Source organism: Desulfobacterales bacterium (assembly GCA_028704555.1).
In the GTDB taxonomy this organism is placed as follows: Bacteria; Desulfobacterota; Desulfobacteria; order Desulfobacterales; family JAQWFD01; genus JAQWFD01.
Genome location: JAQWFD010000057.1, coordinates 1 through 13,767 on the forward strand (window position 1 = coordinate 1; position 13,767 = coordinate 13,767).

Consider the following 13,767-nt stretch of genomic DNA (forward strand, 5'->3'; position numbering starts at 1 on the left):
GTCTACTTGTCGAAAACAGGGAATTAAGTCAAGCCGTGCACTGGAATTGTTGTTTAACGGCGAGTTGCCAGATTTTGTCATGTAAATGGAAGTATACTAATTTTCAAGCACGCTGAATAGTTACAAATTTAGATGCTATAACAGAGTTTTGAATGCGATATAGAGCCAAAATATTTTCGTGCGTCTGCAAAATATGGTTTTTCCAATTCCTCTGCAATGAAAATCTCGAAATATAGCTGAGGTGGTTTACAAATATGTTTCTATATCATCCGGTTACAATCTCAGGCATCAAGCATGCTTGCTAATGATGGCTGAGAAAGAGTGGTAATCAGATAAACATTTACCCACATGAAATGGAAAAGAGCCTAATTTATTTTGTAACGGCAATTCCAGGAAAATCGGGTTGTACGATAGCACGCATTACCTTTATTACGGGGCGGTTAAGCTGATTTAACTCTATATGGACAGTGTGGAGGTATTTGATGCAAAAGAGGAAAAAAGGGTATGAATCCCTTAAGTGGATTGCCGCATTGGTGGCCCTGACGGGTCTTATGGTATTTACAGGGTGCAGAAGCGATAACAGCCTGGAAGCGTCAGAGTCGGAAGGCAGTGCCCCGGTCCAGAAGGTGGCGGTGGTGACGATGCAGCCGCAGCAGATTACGTTGACAACGGAGCTGTCCGGCCGGACATCCCCCTATCGGGTTGCGGAAATCAGGCCGCAGGTTCAGGGTATTATTCAAAAACGGCTGTTTACCGAAGGTTCCGACGTCAAGGCCGGGGATGTGCTCTATCAGATCGATCCGGCCATGTATCAGGCGACACTGGACAATGCAGTGGCCGCTCTCTGCAAGGCCGAGGCCAATTTGCCGGCGGTTCAATCCAGAGCCGACCGCTACAGAGAACTGGCGGTTGAAAAAGCGGTCAGCCGGCAGGATTACGACGATGCCGCGGCAGCACTGAAGCAGGCGGAAGCCGAAATTCAGTATTGGAAAGCGTCGGTGAAAACCGCGCGCATCAATTTGGGATATACCCGTATCGCGGCCCCCATTTCCGGTCGCATCGGCAGGTCCAATGTGACCGAAGGCGCTGTCGTGACAGCTTATCAGGCCATGGCGCTGGCAACCATTCAACAGCTGGACCCCATCTATGTGGATGTGCCCCAATCTACCGCCGATCTGCTGAAATTAAAAGAGCGGATGCAAAACGGCCAACTGGAGAAAAAGACTCAAAGCCGGAAAAATGTTCAGCTGATCATGAAAAATCATACGACTTACCCTGTCAAAGGGACCCTTCAATTCCAGGAGGTTACAGTGGACCAGACGACCGGTTCCGTTATCCTGCGGGCGGTGTTCCCTAATCCGGATAATTTTTTACTGCCGGGCATGTATGTCCGGGCCGTGTTTCCTGAAGGAATCCATCATCAGGCCCTGCTGGTTCCCCAACAGGCTGTATCGCGGGATCGCAAGGGAAATCCGCTGGTATTTGTCGTTAATTCCGACAATATTATCGAACAGCGGATGCCGGCATTGGATCGTGTCATCGGGGATCAATGGCTGGTTGATTCAGGCTTGAATCAGGGGGATCAGGTGGTTGTCGAAGGGCTTCAGAAAATCAGGCCGGGGTCGGTGGTGGAACCTTTACCGTTTCAATCTGATTTGCAAAGCACTCACTCAAATTCGAAAATCGGGGCGTAAAAGCTTCTCCATTAATACAGACGGAGCCACATAATGTTGTCAAAATTCTTTCTGAAACGGCCGGTCTTTGCCTGGGTCATCGCCATCGTGATCATGCTGGCGGGCGTCTTGGCGATTTATCACCTGCCGATTTCCCAGTATCCCCCCATTGCACCGCCTTCGATCGCCATTGAAGCCTATTATCCGGGGGCCTCGGCGGAAACCGTTGAAAATACCGTCACACAGATCATCGAGCAGAAGATGACCGGTTTTGATAAAATGCTCTATTTTTCAGCCACCAGCGATTCTTCGGGAACTTGCCGCATCGAGTTGACCTTTGCTCCGGGCACCGATCCGGATAGTGCCTGGAGCAAGGTCCAGAACAAGCTCCAGCTGGCCACGGCCAGCCTGCCCGAGGTGGTGCAGCGTCAGGGCGTCAAGGTAAGCAAGTCCACCGCGAATTATCTGGTGCTCGTATCGCTTGTCTCCGAGGACGGCAGCATGGACGGAAACGATCTGCGGGATTATTCGCAATCCAACTTGGAAAAGGTGCTGTCAAGGGTTCCCGGCGTGGGCGAAGTGGAAGTGTTCGGCACCCAGTACTCCATGCGGGTATGGCTCGATCCTGACAAACTCACCGACTACAACATGACCGTCGCAGATGTTGTTGCAGGGCTGGAAGCTTATAATGTGGAGGTTTCAGCCGGCCAATTCGGCGGTGCGCCGGCAGTCGACGGGCAGCGGATGAATGCCGCCATCATTGTCCAGAATCTGCTCAAAACGCCTGAAGAGTTTGCCGCCATCCCTCTTCGCACTAACCCGGACGGCTCCATCGTGCAGATCAGAGACGTGGGGCGGACGGAGCTGGGCACCGAGAGGTACGATGTTGATCCCAGTTATAATTTCAGCCCTGCTGCCGTTATGGCGATCCGCCAGGTGTCAGGGGCCAACGCGCTGGAGACCGCGGACGCGATTCGGGCCAAACTGGATGAAATGAGCCGGTATTTTCCCCCGGGTATGAAGATCGTCTACCCTTATGACACCACACCCTTTGTAAGGGTCGCTATTTACGAGGTGTTTAAAACCCTTTTCGAGGCGATATTTCTGGTATTCATCGTAATGTATCTTTTCATGGGCAATATTCGGGCCACCCTGATCCCCACCATTGCCGTGCCGGTGGTGCTTTTAGGGACCTTTGCCGCCCTGGGGCTGTTCGGATATTCGATCAATATGCTGACCATGTTCGCGATGGTGCTGGCCATAGGCCTGCTGGTGGATGATGCCATCGTCGTGGTGGAAAACGTGGAACGGATCATGAGCGAGGAGGGGATAGGCCCCCGACAGGCCACGGCTAAATCCATGGACCAGATCTCCAGTGCTCTGATCGGCATCGGGCTTGTGCTGTCTGCCGTTTTCGGTCCCATGGCATTTTTCCCCGGATCCACCGGGGTGATTTATCGCCAGTTTTCCGTGACCATTATTTCCGCCATGCTGCTTTCTGTACTGGTGGCCCTGATCCTGACTCCGGTGCTGTGCGCTTCGCTTTTAAAGCCTGTTCCGGCCGGACATGAGCCGACCGAAAACGCCATTTTTTTCATGCGGCCTTTTTTCAGATGGTTTGACAGGTTGTTTGATAAAACCCGGTATCTCTATCTGAAAATTGTCGCTCATTCTCTTCACAGAAAACTTCGGTATCTGATCGTATTTGTCCTGATCGTCGGATTGATGGGATACCTGTTCGAGCGCATGCCCACCGGCTATCTGCCGGACGAAGACCAGGGGCTCCTGACGGTTCAGGCCATCCTGCCCGCCAATGCCACGATGGAGCAGACCCGGGCGGTCATAAACAGGGTGCAGAAATATTTTCTGGAAGAAGAAAAGGAAACCGTGGAATCCGCTATGGTAGCGGCAGGCTTCAGTTTTTCCGGTATAGGTCAAAATGTGGGTATGGGCTTTATCAAACTCAAAGACTGGAACCTGCGTGAGCGGCCGGATATGAAATCCGGGGCCATCGCGCAGAGAGCCATGCGGGCCTTTTCGCAGTACCGTGATGCCACTGTATTTGCCTTTCCGCCACCGGCCGTTATTGAACTGGGTCAGGCCAACGGATTTAATTTTCAGCTGCAGGATCTGGGAGGTGTGGGACATGAGGGCCTGATGCAGGCGCGCAACGAGCTTTTCGGAATCATGGCACAGGATACCAGGGTAACCATGGTCCGGCCCAACGGCATGGAAGACGTGCCTGAATACCGCATCGATGTGGACTGGGAAAAAGCCGGTGCCCTGGGGGTTCCCATTACAGCTATCCACAATACGATTTCGGCAGCTTTCGGTAGTGCTTATGTTAATGATTTTGTCCAGGCAGGACGGGTAAAGCGGGTGTATGTCCAGGCGGATGCGCCATTTCGAATGACTCCCGAAGATCTGGAAAAGCTCTATGTCCGGAATAATGCCGGCAAGATGGTGCCGTATGCCTCTTTTGCTTCGGGTCATTGGACCTTTGGCTCCCCGAAGCTGGAACGTTATAATAGTTTCCCCTCGATCAACATATGGGGAGAGGCGGCCCCGGGAAGAAGTTCCGGTGATGCCATGCAGGCCATGGAGGATGCCGCGGGCCGCTTGCCCGACGGCATAGGGTATGACTGGACCGGTCTGTCCTACCAGGAACGGATGGCCAGTTCCCAGGCGCCCTTATTGTACGCGTTTTCCGTTCTGGTGATTTTTTTATGCCTGGCGGCGCTGTATGAAAGCTGGCCGATTCCCATCTCGATCCTGATGACCCTGCCGCTGGGGGTTGTCGGCGGCGTGATCGCATCCAGCTGGATGGGGCTGCCCAACGATGTGTATTTTCAGATCGGGCTGTTGACGCTCCTTGGTCTTGCCACCAAAAACGCTATCCTGATCGTCCAGTTTGCCAGAGCACGGGTGGATGATGGGATGCCGCTCGTCGACGCCACCCTCGAAGCGGCAAAATTAAGGTTGCGGCCCATTGTGATGACTTCACTGGCCTTTGGATTCGGCGTTCTGCCGATGGCCCTGGCCAACGGCGCCGGGTCCGGCGCCCAGAGAGCAATCGGTATCGGTGTTGTGGGCGGTGTGATATCCTCCACCTTCCTGGTCACCCTTTTTGCACCGCTTTTCTATGTACTGATTTATAGACTGCTCGGCCGGCAAAGAAAAAGTGAAAGTTCTGCAGAAACGAAACTGGTTTTATCCGGGAGTGAAAGCCATGAATAAGAAATTGTTTTATTTGCTGGGAATATGCGTCATTATGGGGGGGTGCTCGCTGATCCCGGAATATAAACAACCTGAGGCGCCGGTGCCGCAAATCTGGCCCGGCGGACCAGCATACGAAGAGACAGGGGCCCGGCAGGACACACCGTTTGCCGCCGACCTGAGATGGCGGGAATTTTTCAATGATGAATCCCTCAGGCAGGTCATTAATATGGCCCTGCAAAACAATCGCGATCTGAAGGTTGCTGCCTTGAATGTCGAACGGGCGCGTGCTTTGTATCGTATTCAGCGGGACGATCTTTTACCCGATGTCGCGGCAGGCGGCAGCTACTATAAGGAGCGCGTTCCGGCGGATTTATCCTACACCGGGCATTCGATGCACGCAGAGCAGTACCAGGTTGGTCTGGGCGTCAGTTCCTGGGAGATCGATTTTTTCGGCCGCATCCGAAGCCTGGAGAAACGCGTGCTGGAGGAATTTTTCGCAACAGAACAGGCCCGCCGGAGTGCACAGATAGTTCTGGTGTCTGAAGTTGCCACTAACTACATAACTCTTGCCGGGGACCGGGAAAATCTTCAATTGGCCCAATCCACCCTCCAGAGCCAGCAGGACACCTACCATTTAATCCAGCGGCGCTTTGAAGTCGGACTTGCGCCGGAACTCGATCTTCGTCAGGTTCAGACCCGAGTGGATTCGGCCCGGGTCGACGTAGCCCGGTTTACCGAACTGACGGCCCGGGATCAGAATGCCCTGAATCTGCTGGTGGGCTCACCGGTACCGGCCGACCTGCTGCCCGATACCCTGGGCAGCATCATACCGCTGGCGGATGTTTCACCCGGAATGTCTTCTGCAGTGCTTCTGCAACGTCCCGATATCCTTCAGACGGAAAATCTGCTCAAGGCCGCCAACGCTAATATCGGTGCCGCCCGGGCCGCTCTGTTCCCCAGCATTTCGCTTACAACCTCGATCGGGCTGGCGAGTGCCGATTTATCGGATCTTTTCACATCCGACCAGGGCACGTGGACATTTGTGCCCGGGGTCAGTATACCGATTTTTGATTCCGGCCTGAAATCGGCCGTGAAAGTGTCAGAAGTGGAACGACAGATTGCGCTGGTTCAATACGAACGGGCGATTCAATCGGCATTCAGGGAGGTGGCTGATGCGCTTGCCAAAAAAGGGACCATAGGGGACCAGATGGCCGCGCAACAATCCCTTGTAGAAGCCAACGAGGCGACCTATCGGCTTTCAACAATGCGATACGAAAAGGGGATCGATACCTATTTAAGTGTACTGGATGCTCAGCGTTCGCTTTATGCCGCCCGGCAGGGGCTCATAGGCGTCCGGCTGGATAGGTTTGGTAACCAGATTCAAATCTATGCCGTGTTGGGCGGCGGTGGAGATGTGCCAGAACAGGACGGCGAGGGTGACGCTTCCTGAAGTTACAAAAAAACTCTTTTATTTTCTACCGCCCGTTCGCTTCAGTCTCGAGCGAAGCGGGCGGTAGATATTAACCTGGCAACTGTTTACGTAAAATACTTATTCACGAAGACCTTTATAAAATAAGTCTTTTTTGGAAAAGACATTGGTATATTTGATTGCCGGTCAGTGATGTCCGGTTAGGTTTTTGCATGAGCGAATAATTCTTCGTGCTCTTTGAAAATTTTATCATCAACCTGTGAATGCGTGCCGTACAATTCATTACGAATTGTGGCACGAAGTTCCCGGACTCTCTTAATGGAGACCGGTTCATTGAATTTTGTCCGACAGTATATCGCCATCAACAGATATGTGATCAATCCGCCAAGGATTTGTACCATCAGGCCGTATTCGCTTCGAACAATTAGGTGATATACCTTCAGATGCTTTTTCCACCATTTGAAAAAAGTTTCGATTCTCCATCTGAGTTTGTATGCTGTGGCAATTTGCTCAGCTGTAAGATCGTGCCGATCAGTAGCAATAAAATATTTAACGCCATCGATTTTGTAGCCGACAACCCGAACGGATTTTTCAGATTGGTTGATTCGCGGGGTTCCCAGAAGAACCACGGAGTCATAAAAGACATAGCTGTCTAGATCGACAGGATTTTGCTTTACGACAGTTCGAGTTGTCTTAATTTTGATTCTGCAAATAAAATGTTTGCCATCTTGCTGAAGAAGATCAAAATCCTTATGACTTTGGTATCCGCGATCCATAACGCCGGTTTGACCCGGGGAAAGAATTCGGCCGACAAAGGGACGTTCTGCACCATTGCCGTTCGTGAGATAAACTTTGTTAGGAACGCCTCGATTGATATCAAATCCAAAATGTCCTTTGGCTTTTTTTGAGCCTTTTCGGTAATCGGCCCAATACATGGACAAAACAGCATCAATCAATGAACCATCGATGGCAACAAGATCACCAAGATCTTCAAAGGTTTTAGGTAAAACACCATGGGCTTGTTTATAGAGTTGTTCAAAAACAAATTGTAGCTGTTCAAGACCGCGAGTGTTTTGAATTTCGAAAAAACTGCTTTTACCGATACCGTTTTCAGGGGCAATGTGCTGTTTGGCAAATTCATCTTCAGCAAAGTCCTGAATTAGATGACGCCCAGATTCATGCTCCTGTAAATGGAAATATATAATAGCTTTCAACTGATCTTCGAAGGTCATTTTTAGTGGTCGATCTCCTTTGGATAAGAGCTCTGGAGCATCAGGTAATACTTTGAGCATCGGCAAAACAAACGAATAAAAGGTTTTAGAATCAATTTTTTTCTTGGGTATTTCGATTGGGTGCAAAATATTTGTATCTCCTTGTTATTATTGTTTATTCTAACAAGGAGGCACAAAAATTTTTTTACCCTGTATGTCAAGAGAAAAAATGATTTAGATGATAATTGTTTTCAACACGTTACATGCAAAAACCTAACCGGACACTACTGATTGCCGGTTTAATATAACGGAAAAAATTTTGTTTTTTTGCTATGCGGCGACATGCGCCCTGCAATTTCTTGCGCGCAGTCCGTTGCATAATTCTTACCAGCCCTTTATTGTCAAGGGCCTAGTATATCTCAAACCCCGGAAAAACTATCCGTCTGCTCCGGCTTGGATGAAATCGGCTGAACCGTATAAGGTGCCTTTTCTCAGGGGCTACCATTAAATCAAACTTAGCCAGCTGTTTGACCCCCACAATCCTTTAAATCTCATGGACATGCATTTTTTCATGACCGTTATTCCCGGTGGTTAAAACTGACCTCATATCCGGTCCAAAGTCGTCTCATCAATAACCACGCATAGCAGCCCGTTATAAACGATACAGTGTCTCAAGCTGCATTTGAACTGAGAGCGTGTACTTCCTTATCAAGCCGATTTGCCAGTAAATCTTCTGCTACCTCAAGATCGAATCGGTTTTGAAGATTTAGCCAGAATTGGGGCGCTATCTCAAAAAAAAGTCCCAAACGCAATGCTGTATCAGCAGTGATCGAACGCTTACCGTGGACGATTTCGTTAATACGCCTTGGAGGCACACTTATATCCTTGGCAAGTCGATATTGACTGATACCCAGTGGTGTAAGAAATTCCTCAATAAGAATTTCTCCAGGATGTGTCCTCATAATTCACGGGTGCTGACCACGTGGTCCGATAATGATTATTCCTTATTCGTCTGTGTCTGCGACTCATTGTCCGGTTTTTTCGGCGCAACCCCGAGTTTTTCCAGTTCAATTGCTGCTTGTTTGGCTTTAGCCAGGGCCTTTGCCGCGCGTTTGGCCTCTGTTTGAGCTTCTTGTTCCGCTTCCTTGACTTCGGTTTCCATTTTTTTCAAGGCCGGTTCGTCTGGATTTGAAGCGGCGGTCAGATCAAATTCCTGGCGTTTTTCATCTGCCAGGTCCGAGGACTTTTTTGCAGTTTTTTGGAGTTTTTCGGTCTTTTTTTCTGCATCGGCCAGAGCGTCCTGTGCTGCGGCGGTTTCGCCTGCTGTACCTTCCTCGGGTTCCGCGTCAAGATCGATATCTTCCGCGGCCAGAACGCAAGTGGTCAGCGGAAGCCTGTTCAGAAGCTCGTCCAGCGGATCCTTGAAAGGGTCGATCAGGCGGTTGTAGCGGATGCGAAAGGGCAGGAACACCATTGCGGAATTAGCCGAATAAATGGCGATTTTATCGGCATTGGCTTCCTCAACCACATGGGCCTCGGCATCGATGCGTGCTTCTTCCAGGATACTTTCCACCCCTTCAATACTCCGGTCCGCTTCGGAGTCTCCTCCGGCGGCCAGCAGTCGGATTTTTGCATTTTCCCATTTTTCGTTTCGGGTCATCAGGTACGCCAGAAGGAGCATCAGTCGGCTGGTTGCATCTCCCCACCACCAGATATCAATGATGCGTTTTTCTGAAGGCAGGGCTTCAAGCGCTTTCCATATGTCTTCCTTGGCGTCCAGGATCATGATGTTGCAGCCGAATCTGAGCGCTGTGCGAAGGTTGCGTATGTAGGAGGTCGGCTCGGGCGCACCGGTTTGCGGCCGTTCAAGCCAGTTGATCAGAAGGGTGTTGGCTTTCAGCGGTCCGATGCCGAATGACTGAATCAGCGTATGGATGGCGATTTCAAGGCTCGGAGTAGCGAGAACAAGGGCGAACGCCTCGATCTTATTGGCCGCGATGTCGGCTTGAAGCTGGGCAGCGGCTTCATTTCGAAGCTTGAGCATTTTGACGCCTTCGCCTTCAAGGATGCGAACCGCCGTTACAAATCCGCTGTTGCCTTGTATCCATGATGAGAAACGCAGCAACTGGTCCCGCCGATGCGAATCGTCCGAAAACGCTAACAGGTGCGGACGCCAGTCTCTGGGATGGGCCGGTTCGGTTGATACGGCTAGAAGATTTTCCCGAATGTTTTTAAGATAATAAGATCGCCTGCTGTCGGCCCACCTTGCAGGTCCAGCGGTTCGGCGAAGATACTGGTAGATGGCGAACAAGACGGCGATTGCCGCAATGCCGGCGGATATATCGATGGCCAACATGGCGCCCAGACAAGCCAAAAAGCCGAGAAAGCTCAACCGGTAATCAAAGAAACGAAATCTTGGCCGAAAGGACGGACTGGCGGCCCGGGCTTCGTAAAATGTCGCGTAATTAAGAAGACCGTAAGAAATCAGAAAAAACATGGAGACCACCGAGGCGACCACATTCAGATTGCCCATGCCGATCGTGGCAATGCCGATGGCCAGGGAGAGCAACGCGCCGCGTCTGGGGTTGTTGCCCGGCCCGGCGCCATGGGAAAAAGGGGTCAGGAAAGGAAAAATCCGGTCGCCGGCCAGGGACTGCAAGATGCGCGGCGCGCCTAGAAATGAGGCCATAGCCGAGGAAAGCGTGGCGGCGATAACCCCTGCCTGGACCAGAAAGCCGATGCCGGCTACACGCTGCATCGCATAGTAGTCCCTGGCCAGATCGGAAGTCGGAAGAACCGCTGAAAATAAAATGGCTGCTCCAAAATAGATGATGCTTGAAATGCCTACCGCCGCAAAGGTGCCTCGCGGTAAGCTTTTGCCCGGGTCCTTGAGATCTCCGGACATGCTGACCCCTTGAGTAAAACCCGTGACGGCTGGGAAAAATATGGCAAAAAGCGTCCAGAAACCAAGGCCACCGGAAGGCGCGTTCCAGTTTTTCAGCACCAATGCGCTGTCCCACCTGAGAGCACCGCCGATGAAAAAAGAAACCAAAGCGGCCGAAAGAATGGCCATCACGATGAATTGAAACTTGGTCGCCCAGTCCGCGCCCAGCCAGGCGAATACAAAAAGAAAGGCCATGGCCATGACGGCAATGATCCGGACCGAAAATAAAGTGTTTTGGGGCAGCGCCCCGGCAATTGCCTCGCCAAAGCCGATACAGTAAAAGGCAATGGATACGGATTGCGCCAGAAACAAGACGATGCCGATCGCGCCGCCGAACTCAGGCCCGAGCGTGCGGGAAATCAGGTAGTAGTCGCCGCCGCCTTTGACTTTCAGATTGGTGGAGATGGCCGAGAGCGAAATGCTCGTCAGTATGGAGATGGCGTTTGCCATGCCAATAATGACCAGCGCCTTTGCTATACCGGCGTTTCCGACCACAAAACCCAGCCGCAGAAATAAAATGATGCCGAGAATCGTGAGAATGCTAGGTGTGAAAACGCCGGCGAAGGTTCCGAGGTGTCCGCCGCCTTGATTTGAATTTGTTTGGCTCATGATGCGCGCTCAAAATAGGGTCGACTTCAGCGAATCCCGGCCGGGAAAGGACTTCCATTGCAGCGGATCTTGAATGGGCACGCAGCAATTGTCAGCCGGATTCAAATATAAATGATAGGCGATAGAGTCTGTTGACGTCAATAAAAGCTTGGATTTCGCTTATCATTTAGCATGGTTCAAAGATTAGAAAATGTTAGAAAATGGGCTAAAAATTTAGGAAATGGCTGATTTTTTGTCCTATATCTGTTTAAATCCAGTTAGGCTTGATATAACTGCCTGAATTTACTGAAAATAAAACTAGACTTTTTCTTAAAAGCAATATAGAGTCATTTCAATAACTTAAGGAGGCTCTATATTGGCAGATAATGTCTTGCAATCGGTTCAGACCAAAGTTATCGGATTCGCTCCGATATTACGCCATTTTTTTGAAAAATGCGGAATTAGCAAAATTATTGACGAGCAAATCGATCTTGACCCGAGAAGAAAAATTCTGACCCATGGTCAGGCCTCAGTGGCGATGATCACCGGCATCTTATTTCAGGTGATGCAGCTGTACAAAATATGTCAGTTTGCAAGTGAGACCAACACCCTGGAGGCTATCCTTCCGGGGATTGATCCCAAAGAGTACTTTGATGACAGGATGGCCGACACCCTGGATGCAATATTTGCTTACGGTATCGGCAATATAGAAACCCTGATCACAAAGCACATGATCGACGAGTTTGGCATCAAAAATGATATCTGTCACAATGATACCACATCGGCCTCCGTTTACGGTGACTGTGATAACAACAAAACTGCCGACAGCATTAAATTGACATTTGGTTACAGCAAAAAGCACCGCCAGGATCTGAAGCAACTTGTATGGTCATTATCGGTAAGCTCAGACAGCGTATTTCCATTATTTCAGAAAGCTTATAGCGGCAACACGGCGGATGTGACAACCTGTGTCGAGCAATGGGAAAACCTCATAGATCTGCTGGGGCTCCAGGATTTTCTTTACGTTGCAGATTCGAAGCTACACAACCGTTGCAAACATGGCGCATATCCACGACAATGAGGGGTTCTTTATTGCCCCGGCACCAATGTACGAAACCTATAAAATGGCATTATATAAAGCGCTTGATACTCATGACTGTGAACAGCTTGTTCCTTATAAAAGCCAAATCAATCGCGGTTTCGAAGTCCCTCTGACCATCATTGACGAGGAAAACGAAAATAAAGAATACCAATTCAGAATGATCATCCTCTACGCTCAGGGGGTTTCTGAAAGAAAACGCAATACGCTTCTGAGCAGAGTAAACAGAACGCGGTCGGCATTCTCCTGAACGGATTGAAGCATTTTTACTTCTGTTCAAAATATTAATCCGGCAATTAAATACATAAATCAAGCCGCATAAACAATTTTTGGATGCCGAAAGTAGTTTTTTACTCGACCTAGCATTTTTTGCAATTTACGCAAGTGCGAGATCACCTTTTTCGCCAACTGCTTTTTTGTTCTGGCTGGGACTTTGCTATGCACACCGATTTTTAAATCACAATTAAGATACTCATCCGGGTTCAACTCGGGCGAATAGGCCGGTAAAAAGAAAACCGCTATCTCCGTTTTGTGGTCTTCCAGCCAGTCTTTGACCATATAGCTATGATGAACTCTGAGGTTGTCCAAAATAAGAAACACTTTTTGCTTAGAATTCTTAATAAGCCGTTTCATAAATCGAATCAATGTCTGGGAATTCATTTTATCTTTATAGACCATAAAGCGAACTTTACCTTGATTAGTTACCGTTGAAATAAGATTTACACGTTGACATCTTGGATGTAATTTAATTGCAGGAGTCATGATAACTGTCATTACAAAGCCCTGTTTCATCTCCCCAGTGGATCTCTGCTTTCTCTTCTTTGGATCGTTTAGCAATGGCCGGGTACTCCTCTTTCAGCCAAGCCTTAACCGCCTTTGGATTCTGTTTATATGCTTTCCGCAAAGGCTTTTGAGGTGTGAAGTTCCATCGTTTCAGATATTCACCGACTGTGCGGATAGGCATTTTGATTGAAAAAAGTTCTTTTACAAGCTGCTGAACGGCAACGCGAGTCCATAGTGCGAAGGGTAGTTTTAACTGATCAGGGCATTTATCCACTATAACCTTTTGAATTTTACTCTCTTGGGCTGCAGTTAGAGTTCTGCAACTTCCAGAAGGTCTGCCCCGTTTTTTAATTTTGATGGCTTTTTTGCCGTCGCGCTCGTAGGCCTTATACCATGCGCAGATCGTTGTTGGTTGGACATGAATAATCTCGGCAATTGCCTTATATGTTTTGCCTGATTTCTTGAGACGGATTGCCATCTCTCGAAGTTCCTGTTGTGCCTCTGTACTCAGCTTTCTCGCATCTCGTTTTTTCATGGGAAGAAGTATAGCATATTACAAAAAATTTTTCTAGTATTTTTTTGCCGGGTTAATATATTGCTGTCCGGACACCGCCAATGCCAGAGCGCTTGTTAACGTTGGCTGAAAAAGAGTGGTAATCAGAAAGCTATATGACGTGACGGTGATACCTGAAGGCAAACCGGTTAAATCGGTTAAAGCCAAGGACATTGTCTGGAAAAAACGCGAGCAATACGACCAAAGCTCCAGATTTGACGGTTGTTATGTCTTATGCACAGATCGTCTTGATCTGACCGATAAGCAG

7 protein-coding genes and 2 pseudogenes are annotated in these 13,767 nt (G+C 49.5%); 5 read left to right on the forward strand and 4 right to left on the reverse strand.

Translation table 11 applies throughout. The features are described 5' to 3' along the window. The first annotated feature begins 482 nt into the window (after positions 1 to 482). Genes PHQ97_15010 through PHQ97_15020 form a run of 3 tightly spaced genes read left to right on the forward strand, consistent with a single transcriptional unit; the run spans position 483 to position 6,342 of the window. Positions 483 to 1,694: an efflux RND transporter periplasmic adaptor subunit gene (locus PHQ97_15010; protein ID MDD4394043.1), complete on the forward strand. Its 1,212-nt coding sequence runs from the start codon at positions 483 to 485 to the stop codon at positions 1,692 to 1,694. A 33-nt stretch (positions 1,695 to 1,727) separates the two neighbouring features. Beyond that, a complete protein-coding gene (locus tag PHQ97_15015; GenBank protein ID MDD4394044.1) occupies positions 1,728 to 4,910 on the forward strand; it encodes an efflux RND transporter permease subunit in 3,183 nt (1,060 codons plus the stop codon). Beyond that, positions 4,903 to 6,342 (forward strand): efflux transporter outer membrane subunit, encoded by a 1,440-nt coding sequence (locus tag PHQ97_15020; protein MDD4394045.1) that lies wholly within the window; start codon positions 4,903 to 4,905, stop codon positions 6,340 to 6,342. Before PHQ97_15015 ends, PHQ97_15020 begins: the two co-directional genes overlap by 8 nt. 275 nt (positions 6,343 to 6,617) lie before the next feature. Here the strand turns inward: PHQ97_15020 and PHQ97_15025 are convergent. From PHQ97_15025 to PHQ97_15035, 3 genes and pseudogenes are all read right to left on the reverse strand, one after another. Then, a pseudogene (locus PHQ97_15025) lies at positions 6,618 to 7,586 on the reverse strand (IS4 family transposase). A 617-nt stretch (positions 7,587 to 8,203) separates the two neighbouring features. Then, positions 8,204 to 8,494, reverse strand: coding sequence for a HigA family addiction module antitoxin (locus tag PHQ97_15030; protein MDD4394046.1), 291 nt, complete (start codon positions 8,492 to 8,494; stop codon positions 8,204 to 8,206). Between the two features lie 35 nt (positions 8,495 to 8,529). Then, the gene (locus tag PHQ97_15035; protein MDD4394047.1) at positions 8,530 to 11,085 is read right to left on the reverse strand and encodes an amino acid permease; all 2,556 of its coding nucleotides are present in this window, start codon (positions 11,083 to 11,085) and stop codon (positions 8,530 to 8,532) included. A gap of 355 nt (positions 11,086 to 11,440) precedes the next feature. On the opposite strand from PHQ97_15035, the gene PHQ97_15040 reads away from it, so the two are divergent. Continuing rightward, positions 11,441 to 12,145 carry an IS1634 family transposase gene (locus PHQ97_15040; protein ID MDD4394048.1) on the forward strand — a complete coding sequence of 235 codons (705 nt, stop codon included), beginning with the start codon at positions 11,441 to 11,443 and terminating at the stop codon, positions 12,143 to 12,145. 43 nt (positions 12,146 to 12,188) lie between these two features. Then, positions 12,189 to 12,413, forward strand: coding sequence for a hypothetical protein (locus tag PHQ97_15045; GenBank protein MDD4394049.1), 225 nt, complete (start codon positions 12,189 to 12,191; stop codon positions 12,411 to 12,413). Positions 12,414 to 12,472: 59 nt separating this feature from the next. Here the strand turns inward: PHQ97_15045 and PHQ97_15050 are convergent. Next, a pseudogene (locus PHQ97_15050) lies at positions 12,473 to 13,481 on the reverse strand (IS630 family transposase). Between the last annotated feature and the right edge of the window lie 286 nt (positions 13,482 to 13,767).